21 protein-coding genes are annotated in these 19,806 nt (G+C 73.0%); 10 read left to right on the top strand and 11 right to left on the bottom strand.

The genetic code is table 11. The features are described from left to right. Positions 1-49 precede the first annotated feature (49 nt). The 4 genes from LPA42_RS01500 (at position 50) to LPA42_RS01485 (ending at position 3,321) form a co-directional block, all read left to right on the top strand. Positions 50-673, top strand: coding sequence for a class F sortase (locus LPA42_RS01500; protein ID WP_228986244.1), 624 nt, complete (start codon positions 50-52; stop codon positions 671-673). 63 nt (positions 674-736) lie between these two features. Then, positions 737-1,846 carry a magnesium and cobalt transport protein CorA gene (locus LPA42_RS01495; RefSeq protein WP_228986243.1) on the top strand — a complete coding sequence of 370 codons (1,110 nt, stop codon included), beginning with the start codon at positions 737-739 and terminating at the stop codon, positions 1,844-1,846. Positions 1,847-2,185: 339 nt separating this feature from the next. Beyond that, positions 2,186-2,845 (top strand): C39 family peptidase, encoded by a 660-nt coding sequence (locus LPA42_RS01490; protein ID WP_228986242.1) that lies wholly within the window; start codon positions 2,186-2,188, stop codon positions 2,843-2,845. Positions 2,846-2,916: 71 nt separating this feature from the next. Then, positions 2,917-3,321, top strand: coding sequence for a YchJ family metal-binding protein (locus LPA42_RS01485; RefSeq protein ID WP_228986241.1), 405 nt, complete (start codon positions 2,917-2,919; stop codon positions 3,319-3,321). A gap of 37 nt (positions 3,322-3,358) precedes the next feature. On the opposite strand, the gene LPA42_RS01480 is transcribed toward LPA42_RS01485, so the two are convergent. The 3 genes from LPA42_RS01480 to LPA42_RS01470 form a co-directional block, all read right to left on the bottom strand. Further along, positions 3,359-4,309: a hypothetical protein gene (locus tag LPA42_RS01480; RefSeq protein WP_228986240.1), complete on the bottom strand. Its 951-nt coding sequence runs from the start codon at positions 4,307-4,309 to the stop codon at positions 3,359-3,361. 88 nt (positions 4,310-4,397) lie between these two features. After that, positions 4,398-4,784: a hypothetical protein gene (locus tag LPA42_RS01475; RefSeq protein WP_228986239.1), complete on the bottom strand. Its 387-nt coding sequence runs from the start codon at positions 4,782-4,784 to the stop codon at positions 4,398-4,400. Between the two features lie 406 nt (positions 4,785-5,190). After that, the gene (locus LPA42_RS01470; RefSeq protein WP_077940269.1) at positions 5,191-6,891 is read right to left on the bottom strand and encodes a serine/threonine protein kinase; all 1,701 of its coding nucleotides are present in this window, start codon (positions 6,889-6,891) and stop codon (positions 5,191-5,193) included. Between the two features lie 331 nt (positions 6,892-7,222). On the opposite strand from LPA42_RS01470, the gene LPA42_RS01465 reads away from it, so the two are divergent. Next, positions 7,223-8,356, top strand: a complete 1,134-nt coding sequence (locus LPA42_RS01465) for a peptidoglycan-binding protein (RefSeq protein ID WP_077940268.1) — start codon at positions 7,223-7,225, stop codon at positions 8,354-8,356. Between the two features lie 79 nt (positions 8,357-8,435). On the opposite strand, the gene LPA42_RS01460 is transcribed toward LPA42_RS01465, so the two are convergent. Together LPA42_RS01460 and LPA42_RS01455 are read right to left on the bottom strand one after the other, a co-directional pair. After that, the gene (locus LPA42_RS01460; protein WP_077940267.1) at positions 8,436-8,798 is read right to left on the bottom strand and encodes a hypothetical protein; all 363 of its coding nucleotides are present in this window, start codon (positions 8,796-8,798) and stop codon (positions 8,436-8,438) included. Between the two features lie 186 nt (positions 8,799-8,984). Next, the gene (locus LPA42_RS01455; RefSeq protein WP_096761750.1) at positions 8,985-9,398 is read right to left on the bottom strand and encodes a helix-turn-helix domain-containing protein; all 414 of its coding nucleotides are present in this window, start codon (positions 9,396-9,398) and stop codon (positions 8,985-8,987) included. A 105-nt stretch (positions 9,399-9,503) separates the two neighbouring features. Between LPA42_RS01455 and LPA42_RS01450 the strand changes: the two genes are divergently transcribed. The 3 genes from LPA42_RS01450 to LPA42_RS01440 all read left to right on the top strand — a co-directional run bounded on the left by LPA42_RS01450 (position 9,504) and on the right by LPA42_RS01440 (position 11,582). Next, on the top strand, positions 9,504-10,184 hold the full coding sequence (locus tag LPA42_RS01450; RefSeq protein WP_077940265.1) for a DsbA family protein: 681 nt from the start codon (positions 9,504-9,506) through the stop codon (positions 10,182-10,184). Positions 10,185-10,220: 36 nt separating this feature from the next. Beyond that, complete coding sequence (locus LPA42_RS01445) at positions 10,221-10,886, top strand: NAD(P)-dependent oxidoreductase (RefSeq protein WP_077940264.1); 666 nt, start codon at positions 10,221-10,223, stop codon at positions 10,884-10,886. 150 nt (positions 10,887-11,036) lie between these two features. Then, entirely contained in the window at positions 11,037-11,582 is a 546-nt protein-coding gene (locus tag LPA42_RS01440) for a MarR family winged helix-turn-helix transcriptional regulator (RefSeq protein ID WP_228986238.1), read from the top strand. Between the two features lie 11 nt (positions 11,583-11,593). Here the strand turns inward: LPA42_RS01440 and LPA42_RS01435 are convergent, their stop codons facing one another. The 4 genes from LPA42_RS01435 to LPA42_RS01420 are packed head-to-tail and all read right to left on the bottom strand — an operon-like array spanning position 11,594 to position 14,723. After that, positions 11,594-12,688: an ABC transporter ATP-binding protein gene (locus LPA42_RS01435; protein ID WP_198956778.1), complete on the bottom strand. Its 1,095-nt coding sequence runs from the start codon at positions 12,686-12,688 to the stop codon at positions 11,594-11,596. Further along, positions 12,685-13,506, bottom strand: coding sequence for an ABC transporter permease (locus LPA42_RS01430; protein ID WP_091285225.1), 822 nt, complete (start codon positions 13,504-13,506; stop codon positions 12,685-12,687). Before LPA42_RS01430 ends, LPA42_RS01435 begins: the two co-directional genes overlap by 4 nt. A 6-nt stretch (positions 13,507-13,512) precedes the next feature. Next, the gene (modA, locus tag LPA42_RS01425; protein ID WP_077940259.1) at positions 13,513-14,310 is read right to left on the bottom strand and encodes a molybdate ABC transporter substrate-binding protein; all 798 of its coding nucleotides are present in this window, start codon (positions 14,308-14,310) and stop codon (positions 13,513-13,515) included. Beyond that, entirely contained in the window at positions 14,307-14,723 is a 417-nt protein-coding gene (locus tag LPA42_RS01420) for a molybdopterin-binding protein (RefSeq protein WP_091285228.1), read from the bottom strand. Before LPA42_RS01420 ends, modA begins: the two co-directional genes overlap by 4 nt. Before the next feature lie 152 nt (positions 14,724-14,875). Here LPA42_RS01420 and LPA42_RS01415 point away from each other — a divergent pair, with 152 nt between their 5' ends. Then, the gene (locus LPA42_RS01415) at positions 14,876-16,450 is read left to right on the top strand and encodes an FMN-binding glutamate synthase family protein (protein WP_077940258.1); all 1,575 of its coding nucleotides are present in this window, start codon (positions 14,876-14,878) and stop codon (positions 16,448-16,450) included. 61 nt (positions 16,451-16,511) lie between these two features. Here LPA42_RS01415 and LPA42_RS01410 read toward each other — a convergent pair whose 3' ends face one another. Both LPA42_RS01410 and LPA42_RS01405 read right to left on the bottom strand, forming a co-directional pair. Further along, positions 16,512-17,693 (bottom strand): acyl-CoA dehydrogenase family protein, encoded by a 1,182-nt coding sequence (locus LPA42_RS01410; RefSeq protein ID WP_077940257.1) that lies wholly within the window; start codon positions 17,691-17,693, stop codon positions 16,512-16,514. A 173-nt stretch (positions 17,694-17,866) separates the two neighbouring features. Then, positions 17,867-18,712 carry a maleylpyruvate isomerase family mycothiol-dependent enzyme gene (locus LPA42_RS01405; protein ID WP_144082817.1) on the bottom strand — a complete coding sequence of 282 codons (846 nt, stop codon included), beginning with the start codon at positions 18,710-18,712 and terminating at the stop codon, positions 17,867-17,869. Positions 18,713-18,827: 115 nt separating this feature from the next. Here LPA42_RS01405 and LPA42_RS01400 point away from each other — a divergent pair, with 115 nt between their 5' ends. Further along, positions 18,828-19,760 carry a hypothetical protein gene (locus LPA42_RS01400; protein WP_077940256.1) on the top strand — a complete coding sequence of 311 codons (933 nt, stop codon included), beginning with the start codon at positions 18,828-18,830 and terminating at the stop codon, positions 19,758-19,760. The last annotated feature ends 46 nt before the right edge of the window (positions 19,761-19,806 follow it).

The following is a 19,806-nucleotide window of genomic DNA, read 5'->3' as shown; positions in this document are numbered from 1 at the left end:
GCCGGCCACCACCGACGCGGGCACCCCCACCTGCCCGAAAGGAGACACCGTGGCAGCCCCCCACCACACCCACCGGGCCGCCATCACACTGACCACCCTCACCGCCGCCGCCGGACTCGGCCTCCTCGCCACCGCCGCAACCCACACCCCACCCCCACCACCCCAACCCGACACCAAGCCCACCACCACCAGCACCACCAGCCCCGCACCACCCCTGCCCCACGCCACCCCCCTGCACATCACCATCCCCACCATCGACGTACACGCCGACATCGTCCCCGTCGCCACCACCACCGACGGCCAACTGGAAGTCCCCCCGGCCGGCCCACCCCCCACCGCCGGCTGGTACCGCCCCGGCGTCAGCCCCGGCGAAGCCGGCAACGCCGTCATCGTCGGACACGTCGACTCCCGCGACACCGGCCCCGCCGTCTTCTTCAACCTCGGCCGACTCAGACCCGGCGACCGCATCCACATCACCCGCGCCGACAACCGCACCGCCACCTTCACCGTCGACGACATCCGCGCCTACCCCAAGACCCGCTTCCCCACCGCCCTCGTCTACGGCACCAGCCCCACACCCCAACTCCGCCTCATCACCTGCGGCGGCCCATTCGACCAACGCCACCACACCTACCCCGACAACCTCATCGTCTTCGCCACCGCCGTGCCCTGACCCACCACCCCACCCGAAGATCCCCTACGGTTGCCGTCAGTCCCCGCAAGGCGGAGGTGACCGGTGGACCAACGACCCGCACCGACCCGACAGCGCACCACCCTGCCCGACCTGCTCCGACGCGCACTGCGCCGCCCCACCCGCGCCACACCACCCGCCACCGGACCGACCAACCCCGACGCCGTCGTCGACTGCGCCGTCTACGTCGACGGCCAACGCCAACCCGGCCGCCCCCACTACACCGACGCCCACACCCACAGCCGCCGCAACCGACACTCCTTCGTCTGGCTCGGCCTGCACGACCCCACCCCCGCCGTCATGACCGCAGTCGGACACACCTTCGGCCTCGACGAATTCCACATCACCCAGGCCCTCACCGACGGACACCGACCCACCCTGCAACGCCACGACGACGTCACCCTGCTCGTCCTCCGCACCGCCGCATACGTCGAACACACCGAACTCACCGACACCTCCGAAGTCGTCGACACCGGCGACGTCATGATCTTCATCGGCGACCGCTTCGTCGTCACCGTCCGCCACGGCGCACCCGGCGCACTCACCACCGTCCGCCAGGACCTCCAACAACGTCGCGCCATCCTCGCCGAAGGCCCCTGGGCCGTCGCATACGCCATCTGCGCCCGCATGGTCACCCAGTACCTCGACGTCGCCACCCACGTCGAAACCGACCTCGAACAACTCGAAGAAACCGTCTTCGCCCGCGAGCGCACCGCCGACATCCCGCACATCTACCAACTCAAACGAGAAATCGTCGAACTCAAACGCGCCGTCCTACCCGCACAGGCACCACTGCGCACCCTGGCCACACCACCCACCGACGGCCCACCCCCCGCGCTACGCCGCTGGTTCACCGACGTCGACGGCGACCTCGCCCGAGCAGTCGACCGCGTCAACGCCTACGACGACCTGCTCAACTCGATCCTGCAGACCCGACTGGCACAACTGGCCGTCGAACAGAACAACGACATGCGCAAGATCGCCGCCTGGGCCGCCATCGCCGCCACCCAAACCGCCGTCGCCGGCATCTACGGGATGAACTTCACCCACATGCCCGAACTGCACTGGCGCTACGGCTACGGCGCCGCACTCCTGCTCATGGCCACCGCCGCACTGACCCTGCACCGACTGTTCCGCCGCTCCGGCTGGCTCTGACCACCCACCACGACAACCCGGCACGCCACCCACCACCCACCTGTCCGGTCCATCCCACGGCGTCCCGTGGCCCGCCTCACCGCGGTGGCGGAATCGGCGTGGGGGGTCGGGGCGTTGTAACTGGCATGCGACCGGGGCTCTGCCGCCCGGTCAGCCCCGCCCCGTCAGCCCGGATCCCGGGTCGGGGAATGGCGGACGGGCCGGGGTCGTTACATCCTCCCGACGCCCCGAGCAGGCCGCCCCCCGGCCGCCGGGTGTGTGTCCCCCAGTCTTCTCGCGGTGCCGCCCTTCCCCTGTGGTGACGCCGTGTCTTTCCCCCGAGCAGAGGAGCACGCTGTCATGCGTACCGATCTGATTCGTCGTACCGCTCTGACCGTTGCTGGTATCGCCGCCACCGCTGGTGGGATCGCGGGTCCGGCGCTGGCCGCGCAGGCCGCTCCCGCGGAGCGGGCCGCCGCGTCGGTGCAGGCCGAGCGCCGCCCGGCGGGTGAGCGTCAGCTGGACGTGCGCTACGAGGCGCAGCCCAACTTCTACTACTGCGGCCCGGCCGCGGCGCGCAACGCGCTGAGCGTGCAGGGCAAGAACATCGACGTGGACACCATGGCCAAGGAGATGGGCACCACCGAGGCCGGCACCAACTCCATCAACGACATCACCCCCGTGCTCAACAAGGAGACCGGCAAGCCCGACGCCTACCGCAGCGTCGAGATCCGCACCCACAAGGCCGACGACAAGCAGACCGACACCCTGCGGGCCGACATCGTCCGCACCGTCGACAACGGCCGCGCAGTCGTCGCCAACATCGCCGGCACCACCACCGACACCGACGGCGTCACCCACTCCTTCGAGGGCGGCCACTACATCAGCGTCGTCGGCTACCGCGACAACGGCCACACCGTCAAGATCGCCGACTCGGCCAACCCCGACCAGGCCAGCTACTGGATCACCGTCGACCACCTCGCCGACTGGATCGCCACCCGCGGCTACGCCACCTCCTGACCCACAACCACCAGAAAGGGCCGGCCCCACCGGGGCCGGCCCTTTCCGCACCACTACGGCAGGATGACCACGTGGCGAAACGACACCGCAACCCGGCAACCCACCCCTGCCCGTGCGGCACCGGCCAGCCCTACCCCCACTGCTGCGGCAAACTCCACCGAGGGCAAGCCGACGCCGCCACCGCCGAAGCACTCATGCGCTCCCGATACAGCGCCTACGCCATCGGCGACACCGCCTACCTGCTGCGCAGCTGGCACACCTCCACCCGCCCCACCCACCTGCACCCCGAACCCGGCCAACGATGGACCCGACTCGACATCCTCCACACCGAACGCGGCGGCCTGCTCGACACCACCGGCACCGTCACCTTCCAAGCCCACTACCGACAGGCCGGCCGACCCGAAACCCTCACCGAACACAGCCGCTTCACCCGCGAGAACGGCCGCTGGGTCTACCTCGACGCCCAACCCGACTGAACCGCACCACCCCGGGCCGACGCCAACAGCCCCCACCTCACCGGCCGACACCACCCCCGTCCGGCCGAGGAATCACCACCGTCGCCTCATCGTCACCCACCACCGCCTCGTGCCCGCCACCACGCTGCGCCAACGGCGGAACCGGCCGCGTCACCTCCGACCCCGCATACGGACCCACCGGCTGGGTACGCTCCGACTCCTCACCCACCCGAGGCACCACCTGCGTCCGATCCACATCCTCCCCCGCCACCGGCGCAGCCGCCGCAGCCAACCGCTCCTCCACATCCCGCCGCCCCGCCCGATACGCCCGCGCGTGCGTCGCCACCACCCGCGACTCCCGCTCCGCCCGACTCAACCACGACTCCCACCGACTCTGCATCGGACGCACCAACCCACCACCGACACCGACCACCAGAATCCCGCCCACCGTCGCCAACACCGCCACCAACACCGGCGTCGTCACCGCCGTCGCCACGCCCACCTGATTCAACGCCGCGATCACCCCCAACCCGACGATGAACACCGACGCCACGCCCGCCAACACCCGCCCGTACGACAACCCACCCAACGCACTGCTGATGATGTCCTTCACCGCCCGAGCAATCGCGGCAGCCACCACCACGATCACGATCGCCACGAACGCCCTCGGCAACCAGGCCACCACCGCAGCGATCAGATCCGAAATCGGATTCGGCCCCCACAAACCGAACGCCACATGCAACGTCACCAACAGCACCCCGTAGTACGCCAGCTTCGCCACGATCTCACTCGCGTCGTACCCCGACCGCGCCAACGCCGTCTTGATCCCCCCACGCTCCACCGCCCGGTCGAACCCGACCCGCGCCAACACCCTGCCCACCACCCGCACCACAGCCTTGGCGACCAACCACCCGACCACCAGGACCACCACGAAACCCACGGCCCTGGGCAGGAAAAGCAACACCCCACGCAGCACGTCGCCCACCGCGTCGCCGAAATCGTCTCTCATCGCACAGATCCTTCACACCAGGGACAGCGAACAACCCGTCCGCTCTACCCTGACCCACCCGCGCGAAAACGGCACCCCCGGCCGACCGTCAACGACGACGACAGGCGTACCGAACCTCCGTACCCGCCTGCGTCACCGACGGCTCCACGATGTTGACCGTCGCCGTCTCCCGAGCCGTGCCCACACCCGTGAACGACCACTTCAACGGCAGACTCACCGACCGCTGCCCCCGGCCGACCCGCTCGCTGACCAACGCACCGGGCGGCGAACCGGAACGCAACCACTGGTAACGGATCGTCCCGGCGTTGCCGTTCGTCCGCACCGTCGCCGCCACCTCCACCGTCACGTCACACCGGGTCCCAGCCGGCTCGACCACCGCCACCGTGACCCCCTCGATCTCCAACGGGCTCAGCCGCTGCCACAGGAACAACCCCACGGCCACCAGCAACACCACCGTCAGCAGAGTGGACAGCACGGAAACCACCCGACGCCACACCGACCGCGAACGCACCCCCGCGCCCGACTGCGGCCACGCCGGGGCCGCCGGCGGCCCCACCGGCACCCCCGGACCAAACCGCGTCTCACCCCCGGCCGCGGCCACCGGCGCGGTGGAAACCCCGACGGTACGAGACGACACCGCCCCCGCCCCCGCCCCCGCCCCCGCCACCGTCGCCTCCGAACCGGCCCCGGACACCTGCGTCCGCCCCACACCCACCGTCCGCCCCAGACCCACGGTGCTACCCAGGTCCACGGTCGGCTCCCCCACCGACGCGCCCCCAACCGGAAACGCCTCCGTCGGCGCACCATCGGCAGGCAACGCCGCCGTCGGCTCGTTCGGACTACTCACCGCCGCCCCCCATCAACCTCGACCCCACCCGCGATCAACCCGGCGTGCAGAACGACTGCAGGCTCACATACACCGGCCCCACCGGCCCGGCCGAGTTCCCCGCGGCGTCGACCGCCGTGACGGACACCGGGATACGAACCGTCGTCTCCGGCGCCGCGAACGGACCCAACGTGCCCTGGAAGACGCCCTTCCCCACCGACTCCATGCCCACCGACGTGGACAACCGACCCACGGTGTACCGGAACGTCACCCGCAACTCCCCCGCCTCCGAACGATCGTCGGTCACACTCACCGTCACCGACGTCGACCTCGGCCCGTACTTGCAGCTCTCCGGCTCCAACGTCGTCACCCCGGTGCTCGGCGACCCCACCGAGGGCGCGGTGACATCCGACGGCGGGGACGACGTGCTCGCACTCGGGCTGGGAGTCGCCGACGCCGTCCGGGTGGGCCGGCTCGTCGGCGTCGACGACGGCGGACGCGTCGTGGCCGGCGCACCCGTGGTCGGGGCCGCCACCGTCGGACTCGCCGACGTCGGCGCGGGCGTCGGGGTACCGCCCGACGGACTCACCGTGACCTCCGGCGCGACCGACGCGGAACCACCGCCCGAAACCGGCGTCACCGCCCCGGTCGGATCCTTCGCCTCCACCGGCGCCGCGACGTCGGGCTCCGCACCCGAGGCGTACCGGTAACCGGCACCGCCGACCAGCACCGCCGCCACCAACGCCCCACCGACCAGGGCCGTACGCGCCCGCCCCGTCCGCATCCGCCGACCGGTGCGGATCTCCCGCCCCCTGCCGAACCCGGCGTCCGACCCAAGGACCGTGCTGGCCACGCTCGTGCTGCCGCCCGAGGAATCCGGAAACGGGAAGAACACGGCCAGCAGGGCGGCCCGCCGGGCCAGCTCCCGCACCCCGCGCTCCTCCCAGTCCGGCCCGTACGCCCCGCCCGCGATCTGCTCCAGGAAGCCGAGAAAGACCTGCGCCGGCTGCGGCCGGTCGTCGGGCCGCTTGGCCATCCCCCGGCGCAGCAGCTCGTGCACCGGCGGCGGGGCCGGATCGGTGGGCACCGGCGCGCTGGCGTGCTGGTCACGCAGGGCCAGCAGGCTCCGCCCGTCGTACGGGGGACGGCCCGTCAGGCACTCGAAGAAGGTCGCCGTCGCGGCGTAGATGTCGCAGGCCGGGGCCGCCGCCGCGCCGGTCCACTGCTCCGGCGCCATGTAGCGGGGCGTGCCGCTGACGATGGTGGTCGACTCCCCGCCGATCGGCATGGCGATGCCGAAGTCGGCGAGCTTGCTCTCCCCCTGAGCGGTGACCAGCACGTTCTCCGGCTTGTAGTCGCGGTGCACCACGCCCCGGTCGTGCGCGGCCGCCAGGCCGGCGAGCGAACCCTTGAGGACGCAGAGCGCCGCCTCCGGCCCGGTGGGCCCGTTGGCCCGCAGCATCTGCCGCAGCGAGACGCCGTTGACCAGCTCCATGACGATCGCCGCCCCGGTGGGCGACTCGACGTACTCGTAGAGGCGGGAAACGTGCGGGTCGTCGATGTCGGCCAGCAGGCGGGCCTCGGCGCGGAAGGACTCACGGAACGACGGGTCACCGCCGAGGCCACCGACGAGGTACTTCACGGCGACCGGGGTGCCGGTCGCGTCGTGGGTGGCCAGCACCACCCGACCCGACGCACCCGAACCCAGCTCACGGACCTCGGTGTAGCCGGACACCAGCCAGCTGTTGGCGCTCATTCGACGGTCTCCACCGCTCCCCCGGGCCGCTGGCCCGCCCACACCCGAATCCGACGCCGCTCATTGTGACCGGCGCCGTCCAGTGGGCCATCGGCGCAACGGCTGCATCCCCTTCCCCGGGCGTGCTTTCGTTGCGCCGGTGTCGGTCGGCTGTGGCGACGTGGCGCACGTCGCGTAAGGCATCCTAGGAGGCTAGGTGAAGTGGGCCGGACCGTCGGGGCGGCGACTGACCCCTGGCGCGCGACCCGCGTTGGCAATATCCTCCACATCACGCGTTGCTCCTGGAGCTCCTTTTCACTCATGCGCCGCCGTCGGCCACAGAGGAGATGCCATGCACTTCGACCATCCGGAGCTCGACCGCCGCACCCTGCTGCGGGCCGGGCTCGGCGCGGCCACGGTCGCCGTCGTCGGCACGCAGCTCGCGACCCCCGCCTCCGCGCGGGCGGCGTCCGGTGCGGACCTCGACTGGATCATCGGCTGCGACGAGTGGGACGCCCGGCCGCCGGCCGATCCGCTCTCGGTCAGCGAGATCGCCACCAACAAGATCATCGTGCATCACATGGCGTTCCCGAACGTCACCGACTACTCCCGCGAGCAGGCCGTGAAGCTGGCCCGGGACTGCCAGGACCTGCACATGGACGGCAACGGCTGGTCGGACACCGGCCAGCACTTCACCGTCAGCCGCGGCGGCTACGTGCTGGAGGGCCGGCACGGCAGCCTCGAACGGCTGGCCGCCGGCGACCGGCAGATGGTCTCCGCGCACTGCCCGGGCGAGAACGGGCGCGCCATCGGCATCGAGAACGAGGGCACGTACGTCGACGAGACCCCGCCGGAGTCGCTGCTGGACTCGCTGGTCAGGCTCTGCGCCACGATCGGCCGGCAGTACGGCCTGCACGCCCACGACATCTTCGGCCACTGGGACTTCCGCACCACCGCGTGCCCCGGGACGGCGTTCTACCGGCAGTTCCCGGATCTGCGCAGGCGGGTGGCCCGCGAGCTGGGCACCCGCCTCGGCGACGTGCCGGCCCGGCGCTGGCCGGACCTGTGGCGGTTCGTCAGCTCCCCCTCGGTGCGGGTGGTGCAGTACCTGCTCACCCACCGGGGCTACGCGGTGCCCGTCAACAGCACGTTCGACGCCGCCACCGTCGCCGCCGTGCAGGACTGGCAGGCCCGCAACGGCATCCCGGTCGACGTGGACGCCACCCTCACCACGCCGACCTGGGAGACCCTCGCCCCCGAGCTGGGCCGGGACGCCAGCGGCGCGCCGGTCAGCGCCGTGCAGTTCATCCTCAACTGGAAGGGCTACGCCGACGTGGCGGTGACCGGCGAGTTCGACCACGCCACCCGCCTGGCCGTGCAGGACGTGCAGCGGCTGCACGGCCTGCCGCCCAACGGCAAGGTCGGCACGGGCACGTGGTGCGCGATCGTCGGCGGAGTGGTCCGGCAGTCGTTCCGGCGGCCCTGACGGACCCGGCCGGGCGGGCCGGCGACGGCCGACCCGCCCGGCCGCGTCGAGGCGTTGCCAACGGATGCGCGACCAGGGGTCAACAGTTGTTCTTCTTTCCCCTGGTGACGACGAGCTGCGAGGCGATGTCGCGCAGGCTCATCTCGTCACTGCGCAGGTGTAGTGCCATGGCGAGCATGGCGAGGGCGGCCAGTTCCAGCCCGCGGCACAGGTGCTTGTGCTCGTGGCCGACGAGGGTGACCGCGGCGCCGGAGGCGCGGAGCTCCTGGGCGAGATGAACGGCCTGGTCGAGCGCGGGCCGCGTCGCCGCGCGGGTGGAGATCTTCTCGGAGAAGATCCGGGTGATGCCGGCGCAGTGCGGTGAGTCGAGCCGGGTGTCACGGGATTGCCGGCCCGTGGAGGCACGGGCGTGGCCGATGCGGACGTGGCAGGCCGACCCCACTTCGCGTCGGGAGGGCGGGGCAGTTCGATCCAGATCGACCCCGGCTTGCGGACTCGGGGGTGGCGACGTTGAGCGTCTTGGCCAGGTGGGGTACGAGCCGGAAGCGAGCGGTGTCGTACTGGATGACGACCTTGCGCAGGCGAACGCCGATGAGACGCATCGCGTCCGCGACCGCCTGCGTAGCGGTCAGGATCCGGTCGTGGCGGCGCGCTCGCGATTGGCCCGGATCTCGTCGTGGTGGTCGGCGGCCCAGCCGATCAGCGAGGTGACGATCTCGTGTAGCCCGCGGCCCAGCGGGGCGAGGGTGTACTCGACGCGCGGAGGGACCTCGGCGTAGGCGGTGCGGGTGATCAGCCCGTCCTGCCCGAGCTGGCGAAGGGTCAGGCTGAGCATGCGCTGGGAGATGCCGGGGACCTGCCGTTGCAGGTCGGTGTAGCGCAGCGGCCCGGACTCCAGGACCGCGATGATCAACAGGCTCCACTTGTCGCCGACGCGGTCGAGGGTCTGGCGGATGAAGTCCATGTGCTCGACAGGGATGGCCGCGCACGGCCCGATCGCCGCCGCTCCTGCCGTCGCCTCTGCTCCGTCGACCGTCTCCATGACGCACATTCCTCTCCGACACGAACACCGGTGTGCCTTTTGTACCGCCTTCCATGCTGGCCTATCGTTGCGTTACAAACAAGTCGTAAGAAAAGGAGGTTAGTGATGAAGGTGGACATTTGGGCCGAAGTGACCTGCCCCTGGTGCGGCCTGGGGAACTACCGGGTGGCCAAGGCCATCGAGCGGTTCGAGCACGCGGACGAGGTGGAACTGGTCCACCACTCGTTCCCGCTCAGCAGCAGCTTCCCCGAGGGAGACACCTTCTCCGTCCGCGAGGCCCTGCTCCGCCGGCACGGTATGGGCGGCAGCCAGGCCGAGACCTCGACCCGGCGGATCGAGAAGCTCGCCGAGAGCGAGGGACTCATCCCGTACCAGGTGCTGGACAACAAGGTGGGTAACACCGATCTGGCGCACGAGTTCCTCGCCCACGCCAGCGCCCAGGGCAAGAACCGCGAGGCCTGGGACGCGGTCTTCACCACCTACTTCGGCAGGGCCGAGCCGGTCTTCTCCTCCGACGACCTGCTGGGGCTCTCCGACGAACTCGGCCTGGACCGCGAGCAGACCCGCCAGGCCCTCACCGACCGCCGCTACCGCCAGCAGGTCCGCGACGACGCGGCCCGCGCCCAGCGCCTGGGGGCGACCGGCGCGCCGTTCATCGTCATCGACGACCGCTACGGCGTGCCCGGCGCCCAGGACAGCGACAGCCATCCCCGCACCCTCGCCGACCACGCCGGCGATGAGCCGGTCTGCGGACCGGACGGCTGCGCCGTCCCCGAGCGCGCCTGATCCACCCCTGAACTGAGCGAAAGGCACCTGATCACCATGAGCAACCTCCTCGTCCTCGGCGGCAGCGGCCGCACCGGCGCTCACGTGCTGGCGTACGCGGCTCAGCGCGGCTACCGCGTCCGCGCCCTCGTCCGCGACCCCGACAAGGTGCAGGCACCGGCCGGCGTCGAGCTGATCCCTGGCACCCCTGCGAACATCGACGACATCCGCCGGGCTGCCGAAGGCACCGAGGGGGTGATCAGCGTCCTGAACAACGCCCGCGCCTCCGACAACCCGTGGGCCAAGCCGGTCAGCCCGCCGATGTTCATGACCGTCGCCGCCCGCCACACTCTCACCGTCATGGGCGAGCAGGGCATCCGCCGCATCGTGCTGACGTCCACGCAGGGCGCGGGCGGCGACTGGGCCCGGCTCAACCCGCTGGTCAGGGCGTTCATCAAACTGTCGAACATCAAGGCAGGCTTCGAGGACCACACCGGGGTCGACCAGGTCATCCACGCCTCGTCCGGCATCGACTGGACCCTGGCCCGCGCTGTGACCCTGACCGACAAGCCCGCCGGTGGTCCCGTGCGGGCCGCCGAGGCAGGCACCGAAAGGCCCGGCGCACGGATCAACCGCGCCGACCTCGCCCGGTTCCTCGTTCAGACGATCGAGGACGACGCATGGATCCGCAAAGCGCCCCTGGTCTGGAACACCCGCGGCTGACCCGTCCCGCCAGGCTGCGCTGGTCCCCTGATCCGTCAGCAACGCCCCGGGTCGGCAGGGCGGGTGCGCATACCGGCCTGTCGCTACGCAAAACGGATTTTTGCTGCCATGATGGACTCCCGCCGCCCGCACCGCAGCCGGAGGTCCACCATGGCCGATCCACCGCCGGGCATCGAGGACGAGGCGGTGGCGGCGCTCCTGGCCGCCAGCGGGGCCCTCGTCGGGCTGACCACCCGGTCGCTGGCCGGGATCGGCCCGGAGGTCACCCTGTCCCAGTTCCGCACGCTGGTCGTCCTGGCCGCGCGAGGGCCCCAACGCGCGGCGGAGATCGCCGCCGAGCTCGGCGTCGCCCCCTCCGCGGGCACCCGGATGTGCGACCGGCTGGCCGCCAAAGGGCTGGTCCAGCGGACCCGCTCGGCCAGCGACCGCCGGGTGGTGCGGCTGCGGCTGAGCGCCACGGGGGCCGGCCTGGTCGACGAGGTGCTCCGCCGGCGTCAGGAGGCGCTGTCCCGCATCGTCGCGCAGACGGCCGCGCACTGGTGCCCGGAGGCGGTCGCGGCCCTGACCGCGTTCGCGGTGGCCGCGGACGAGACGCCGGAGCGGCAGTGGTGCCACGGCTGGTCACTGGCGCGGGAGCACGCCCCGCGTCCCCGCGCCGGCCGCGTGCCGACCGGGCCGGAGGCGTCGACCACCTGAGCCGGTGCGGATCAGCCGCCCGCCGGGTACGCGCGGGTCTCGGCGGCCTTCACCGCCGCCCACACCTGCTGGCCGGGGCGCAGCCGCAGCGCGGCGACGGCCGCCGGGGTGACGTCGGCGGAGACCGGCAGCGGGCCGTCCAACTCGACCCGCAGGTGGTCCCCGTGCCGTTGCACCCCGGCCACCGTGGCGGGCCAGGTGTTGCGAGGGCTGCCGTCGGGCCGGGCCGGGTGCAGGGCCACGGCGGCGGGCGGGAACGCGACGAACGCCTCCCCGACGACGCGGTCGACGGCGGTCAGGGTCAGCGCCCCGACGCGCACCTGGTGGCCGTCGGCGTGGCCCCGGTGCAGGTTCAGCCCGACCAGGCGGGCGACGTAGTCGGTGCGGGGGCGGGCGGTGACGGCGGCCGCGTCCCCCTCCTGGACCACCCGGCCGCCCTCCACGATGACCAGCCGGTCGGCCAGCACCAGCGCGTCGAGGGGGTCGTGGGTGACCAGCACGGTCGCGCCGGGGTGCGCGCCGAGATGGCGGTGCAGCTCGGCGCGGGTGTCCACCCGGGTGCGGGCGTCGAGGGCGGCGAGCGGCTCGTCGAGCAGCAGCAGGGTCGGCTCCACGGCGAGGGCCCGGGCCAGCGCCACCCGCTGGGCCTGGCCGCCGGAGAGCTCCCGGGGACGGCGGCGGGCGTAGCCGGCGAGGCCGACCCGGTCCAGCCAGGCGTCGGCGCGGGCGCGGGCGGCGCGCCGGTCCGCGCCGCGCCGGCGGGGACCGAAGGCGACGTTGTCGCGGGCGCTCAGGTGCGGAAAGAGCAGGTAGTCCTGGAAGACGACGCCGACCGGGCGGCGCTCCGGCGGGACCCACACCCGCCCGTCGGGGCGGTCGAGGTCGACCCCGTCGAGGGTGAGGTGCCCGGCCGCCAGCGGGTGCAGGCCGGCCAGGGCGCGCAGCGCGGTGGTCTTGCCCGCGCCGTTGGGCCCGAGCAGCGCGACCACCTCCCCCGCCCGCACCCGCAGCGCCACGTCGAGGTGGAATCCGCCCCGGTCGGCGACGAGGTGGGCGTCGAGCAGCGGGGTCCCGGCCGCCCGGCGGCGCGGCCCGGCGGCGGTCACGGGCCGGTGACCCAGCGGTCGCGCAGGCCGGCGAGGATCGCCACAGAGACGGTGAGCAGCACCAGGCTCAGCACGATCGCGGCCTCCAGGTCGGTCTCCAGGGCCAGGTAGACGGCCAGCGGCATGGTCTGGGTGCGGCCGGGAAAGTTGCCGGCGAAGGTGATGGTCGCGCCGAACTCGCCGAGGGCGCGGGCCCAGCACAGCACCGCGCCGGCCGCCACGCCGGGGGCGACCAGCGGCAGCGTGACGTGGGTGAACGTCGTCCACCGGCCCGCGCCCAGGGTGGCGGCCGCCTCCTCGTACCGGCTGTCGGCGGCGCGCAGGGCGCCCTCGACGGCGATGACCAGGAACGGCATGGCCACGAACGCCTCGGCGAGGACCACCCCGGCGGTGGTGAACGGCAGGGTGACGCCGAAGGTCGCGTCGAGCCAGCCGCCGAGCAGCCCCCGGCGGCCGAAGACCAGCAGGAGGGCCACGCCGCCGACCACCGGCGGCAACACCAACGGCACCGTGACCAGCGCCCGCACCAGCCGCCGGCCGGGGAACCGCACCCGCGCCAACACCCAGGCCAGGGGTACGCCGAGGGCGAGGCAGAGCAGCGTCGCTCCGGTGGCGGTCAGCAGGGACAGCCGCAGCGCGGTGAGCACCCCCGGCGCGGCGAGCCGCTGCGGCAGGGTGGCCCAGGGTGCGCGGGCGAGCAGCCCGGTCAGGGGCAGCACGAGGAAGGCCAGCCCGAGGCCGGCGGGAACGAACAGGGCGACGGGCACCCGCCGGCCGGGGACGCGGCGGCGCGGGGCCGGGCCGGGTGGGCGTACCACCGGCGGTCAGGCCCGGGGCGGCTGGAACCCGGCGGCGGTCAACGCGGCCCGGCCCCGGTCGGACAGCACGTACGCGACGAAGGCCCGCGCGGCCGTCGGGTTGCCGGCCTGACGCAGCACGACGATCGGGTAGTCGTTGACGGCCCGGGCCGACTCGGGAAACTCCACGGCGTCCACCTGGGACGCGGCGGCGGTGGCGTCGGTACGGTAGACCAGCGCGGCGTCGACCTCGCCGAGGCGCACCTTGGCCAGCGCGCCCTTGACGTCGGATTCGAGGGTGACCGGGGTGAGCGCCACGCCGGCGGCGTCCAGGGCGGTGCGGGCCGCTGCGCCGCAGGGCACCTGCTCGGCGCAGAGCGCCACCTTCACCCCGGGCCGGGTCAGGTCGGCCAGCGCGCCGACGCCCCCCGGGTTGCCCTTCGGCACGGCGATGACCAGCTGGTTGCGGGCGAAGGTGGCCGGCTCGCCGGCGGCGTTGCCGGCGTCGGTGACCGGGCGCATGGTGGCCGGGGACGCGGCGGCGAACACGTCGGCGGGGGCGCCCTGGTTGACCTGGGTGGCGAGGGCCGAGCTGCCGGCGAAGCTGAAGGTGACGGTGGTGCCCGGGTGGGCGGCCTCGAACTCGTCGCCGAGCCGGTGGAACGACTCCGTCAGCGACGCCGCGGCGAGGACGGTGACCGGGCCGCGCACCTCGGCGCCGCTCTCCCCCGGCGCCGGCCGGTCGGACCCGCCGGCGCAACCGGCGAGGGCGAGGGCCAGGGCGAACGCCCCGGCGAGGGCGGTGCGGGTCGTCGTTCCGGTCACGTGCCGGTCCTGCCTTTCGCAGCGGACGGCCGCTCCACCACGACCGTCGTCGACTTGATCACCGCGACGGCGATCGCACCGACCTCGAGGCCCAGGTCGTCGACCGCCTCGCGGCTCATCAGCGACACGACCCGGAACGGCCCGGCCTGGATGTCGACCTGGGCCATGACGGTGTCCTTGACCACCGCGGTGACGATGCCGCGCAGCCGGTTGCGCGCCGAGGACAGCTCGGCGTGCTCCTCGGGCGCGGCGGCCGCGGCCCGGACGAAGGCGGCCAGGTCCACGCCGTCGAGCACCCGGTGGCCGTGCGCGTCGCGGGTGGCGGCGAGGCGGCCGGCGTCGACCCAGCGTCGCACCGTGTCGGTACTGACGCCGAGCAGTTCGGCTGCCTCGCCGATCCGGAACATCGCCACGCCGACACCCTACCGTGCCGCGCCTGCGGGGAAACCTGCGGGTTATGCGTGGCATCAGCAAGCCGACACGGGCCTTTCCCATGGCAGGTGCAGCACACGGCGGGGCGCGGACGAACCGTGCGGCGGCCGGCGGGTGCGGGGAGACTGGCGGCATGAGATGGGCCCGCCGAGCCGTACCCGCCGTCACCGCCGCCGTCGCGGCCCTCGCCGCCCGCGACGTCCTGCAACGCGACCACGCCCTGCTGCGCAACTTCCCCGTGCTCGGACGGGCCCGGTACCTGCTGGAGTCGCTGGGCCCCGAGCTGCGGCAGTACATCGTGGCCGGCAACAACGAGGAGCGGCCGTTCACCCGCGACCAGCGGCGCTGGGTGTACGCGTCGGCGAAGCAGGAGAACAACTACTTCGGGTTCGGCACGGACAACGACATCGAGTACACGGCCGGCTATCCGATCATCAAGCACCGCACGTTCGGCCGGGCCGTGCCGCCGTCGGCGCCGGCCGCCGGGCAGGACGTGCGGCTGCCGTGCGCGAAGGTGCTCGGGGCGGCCCGGGGGCGGGCGCGGGCGTTCCGGCCGGAGTCGGTGGTCAACATCTCCGGGATGAGCTTCGGCTCGCTGTCGGGCAACGCCGTGTCGGCGCTCAACCGGGGCGCGGCCCTGGCCGGCTGCCTGCACAACACCGGCGAGGGCGGCCTGTCGCCGTACCACCGGCGCGGCGGGGAGCTGGTGTTCCAGCTCGGCACCGCATATTTCGGCTGCCGCGACGAGCGCGGCCGGTTCGACCTGGCCCGGCTGAAGGATCTGGTCGCCGGCGCGCCGGTGCGGGCGCTGGAGGTGAAGCTGAGCCAGGGCGCGAAGCCGAGCCTGGGCGGGCTGCTGCCGGGGGCGAAGGTGTCGGCGGAGATCGCCGCGACCCGGGGCGTCCCGCAGGGGCGCGACTGCGTCAGCCCGTCCCGGCACGCCGAGTTCGCCGACTGCGACAGCCTGCTGGACTGGGTGGAGCTGCTGGCCGCCGAGACCGGTCTGCCGGTGGGGATCAAGTCCGCCGTCGGTGACCTCGGCTTCTGGGCGGAGCTGGCCACCCTGATGCGCGACACCGGCCGGGGGGTCGACTTCGTCACCGTCGACGGCGGCGAGGGCGGCACCGGCGCGGCACCGCTGATCTTCACGGACTCGGTGTCGCTGCCGTTCCAGCAGGGCTTCTCCCGGGTCTACAAGGTCTTCGCCGAGCGGGGGCTGCACGAGCAGGTGGTGTTCGTCGGCGCCGGCAAGCTGGGCCTGCCCGACAACGCCGTGGTGGCGTTCGCCCTCGGCTGCGACATGGTCAACGTGGGCCGGGAGGCGATGCTGGCGATCGGCTGCATCCAGGCCCAGAAGTGCCACACCGACACCTGCCCGACCGGGGTGGCGACACAGCACCCGTGGCTGGCCCGGGGCCTGGACCCGGCGCGCAAATCGGTGCGGGCGGCGAACTACCTGCGGACACTGCGCCGGGACCTGGTAAAGGTCGCCGAGGCGTGCGGGGTGGAGCACCCGGGGCTGATCGACGCGGACTCGGTGGAGATCCTCGACGGGCGCACCTCCGCCACGCCGCTGCGCGAGGTGTACGGCTACCGTCCCGACTGGGGTCTGCCCTCGGCGGCCGACCAGGCGGAGATCGTCCGGCTGATGACCCCGCAGGCGCCCCGGGGCGGCACCGCGACGCCCTCCCCCACCGCCGTGCGCTGACGCCGCGCCGCGCCGGCGCTCCCAGCGGCGGTGGTGGGAGCGCCGGCGCGGTGGTCGGGCGTCACATGTAGAGGGTGTTGGGCTCCAGCCCGCACAGCACCCGGCCGTACAGCTCGGTGTTGACGTCGGGGACGACGAGGCCGTGCAGCGCAGCCGAGGTGATGTCCCGCACGATGCGCTGGATCGGGACGTCGCTGTAGATGGAGGTGCCGCCGCTGGCCATCTGGAAGGTGTCGGCGACCTCCTTGGCCAGGCGGGCCGCCTCGCCCTGGTCGGCGCGCACCCGGACCCGCTCCTCGACGGTCCACGCCTCGCCGCTGAACGCCTTGTGGTCGACGACCTCGGCGATCCGCCGGGCGTGGAACATGGCCTGGTCGATCTTGTGGGCGGCGGCCCCGACCCGCAGGTGGGTCAGCGGGGCCTCGGCCTGGCTCGGGTAGTCGGTGTAGATGATCTTCCGGTCGGGGAGCCGGTCGAAGAAGGTGTCCCACGCCGCCTTGGCGATCCCGACCAGCATGCCGACCCCGGAGACCGCGGCGACCAGCGTGGCCGGGGTGGAATAGATCGGGATGTTCCGGTTGGTCTCCGACAGCGTGTTCGGGGCGAGCGCCGCGCCCAGCGGGATGACCCGCTCGGCGGGCAGGAAGACGTTCGTGGCCACCGTCGTGATGCTGCCCGAGCCGCGCAGCCCGGTGGTGTGCCAGTCGTCGACGAGCTCCATGTCGGACATCGGCACCATGGTCATGACCGGCTCCGGCTCGGCGCCGTCGCGCAGGATCACGGCCGCCGCCTCCATCCAGTGCGCGTGGTGCGCCCCGCTGACGAAGGGCCACCGGCCGTTGAGGATGTAGCCGCCCTCGACCGGCACCATCGTGCCCTTGGGGGCGTTGGTCCCACAGACCCGCACGTCGGGGGTCGAGAAGACCTCGTCCTGCACCTGGTCGGGGAACATGCAGACCAGGTAGGTGGGGATCCAGTTCACCATCGCGACCCAGGCCACGGAGGCGTCGATGCGGCCCAGGGCCGCGCCAACCTCGACCAGCGTCGCGCCGTCGCACTCGTAGCCGCCGTAGCGCTTGGGCACCCGCATCCGGAAGATGCCCGCCTCGGCCATCGCCTCGACTGTCGCCTCGTGCAGCCGGCGGTTCTCCTCCGACCAGGCCACGTGCTCCCGCAGCACCGGCTCGGCCTTGGCGACGCGGCTGAGGATCTCCTCGCGCGTGGGGGTTTCGGTTACAGTCACCAGTCCTCCTTGGGAAGGCTCTCCGGTCTTGTGGACCTTGTCCGTCCCACGGTCGCACCCGTCGCCGTGCGGGCACTTCTTCCGTGTTGCGCCCCGCGCCTCCCGCCGCCGGCCGGCCGTCGTCCGCCGGCACGGCCGCCCGTCCCGGGGGCCGGCAAGGGCGGCGGCCCAGGTCAGGACGGCAGGCGCATGGTGCGCAGGAAGACCGGCAGCAGCCAGGGCCGGCGGCCGCCCACCCACAGCTTGCGGGCGAGGACCGCGCGCGGCCGGGACACCCGGCCGAACAACATCAGGGTGAACACCGCCGGGTCGAAGGAGAGCCGGACGTCCGGACGGGACTCGGTCGGCGCCACCGTCACCCGGCCATCGGCCAGGGCCATCGTCACCTCGGGGCCGAAGCGGTGCCGGAAGTTCACCGAGATGGTCCCCGGACGCACCGGGCCGTCCCGGTCCAGCAGCCGGCCGTAACCGCGCCTGGTCATGCCCACCATGAACAGGTCCACGAAGAGCGCCGCGTCGGCGGGATCGACGACCCAGCGCCGGCCGATCGCCCGGGCGATGTCCCAGGCGTGCAGGTTCAGCTCGTTGAGCAGGTGGGCCAGCAGGCCCGTGACCGGCAGCCGGGCCCCGCCGAGCCAGGACACCTCGTGCTCCGGACCGGCCTCGTCGACCGCCCGCAGCACCTCCTCGACGTCGGCGCGCAGCCGGTCGGCCAGCACCGGCAGCCGCCGCTCGGTGAAGTGCCGCAGCACCTCGGCGTTCATCACCGAGATCGTGTCGACCGTGGTGCGCCGGCGCAGTTCGAGCAGGTCGGGCACCGGCAGGTCGGGCGGGCCGCCCCGGACCAGGGCCAGGCCCATCGCGGCGACGCCGCACAGGTGCGCCATGGTGTCCGCCACCGTCCAGTGCGCGGTGGCGGGCCGGTCGGGCGGGGCATCGTCGACGAGGTCGAGCAGCCGCCCGAGGACGACGGGCACGGAGGTGCGGACGCGACGCCACTGGTGCGGGTTGACCGACATGTGTCCACGATGGAGGATGCGGGTGCGCGAACACTTGTTCGAGGTTGCCGTCCTGCCGGGGCGATCGGGCAACCTCGAAGAAGCCGATGGGGTCACCCGTCCCCACAATCCATCCATGGCTGTCACCGAAAGAGGACGCGCGGTCCACCTCTCCGCGCACACCCACCCGCGCTCGCGCGGGATCGTCCTGGGCGGCGTCGCGGCGGGAGTCCTGCTGGCGGTGCTGTGGTCGTACGAGTTCGTCGACCACGTGATCGGCGACAACGTCGCCAACACCCTGCTGGGCCACGACGCGAAGAGCACCGCCATCGGTGGCACCGTCGCGGGCCTGGTCTTCGCCTTCGTCTCCGGCCTGGCCGGCACGTTCACGGCGTGCAACATCGCGATGGCCGCCGCCGTCGGCCCGATGAGCCAGGCCGGCGGGGCGGGGGCGACCCGGGCCGGGCTGCGCGTCCTGCTGCGGCCGGTCGGCTGGCTCACCGTCGGGATGGTGGCGGTCGCCGCGACGTACGGCTTCGTCGGCGTGCTGCTCGGCGACCGGCTGCCGCAGCTGTCCACCGGCACCGTCGGCGGGCTGCCCGTGCGCCTGGTCCAGTCGATGGTCGTCTTCGGCGTGATCGGCCTCGCCTTCGTCTACCTCGGCCTGGCCGCCCTCGGCACGCTGCCGGACCCGTTCGCGCACCGCCCGGTCGCCCGGGTCGTGGTGCTCGGCGCGCTCGTCGGCGGGTTCCTCATCGGCCGGCCGTACCCGCTGTTCAACAAGCTGTTCCACTGGGCGGTGGACACCGGCAACCCGCTGTACGGCGCGGGCGCGTTCGTGCTCCAGTCGCTGGGCAACATCGCCATCGTCGCCGCCCTGTTCGCGCTGGTCATCGTGGTCACCCGGGGCCGGTTCGTGCAGTGGCTCGCCGCCAGCCCCGCCCGCACCGCCGCGGTCACCGGGGCGCTGCTGATCGCGCTGGGCGTGTTCATGGTCGTCTACTGGGACGTGCGGCTGCCCGCCATGTTCGGCTACGGCTGGTTCCCCACCATGCCGTACAACGGTTAGGACGCGGGTCGTGCCGGCGGGCGCGGGACCGCGCCCGCCGGGCCGG

This window comes from Micromonospora sp. DH13, from assembly GCF_020873825.1.
Taxonomy (GTDB): Bacteria; Actinomycetota; Actinomycetes; order Mycobacteriales; family Micromonosporaceae; genus Micromonospora; species Micromonospora haikouensis.
The sequence above is the reverse complement of the archived record's forward strand: the minus strand, read 5'-3'. Positions and strand labels throughout refer to the sequence as shown.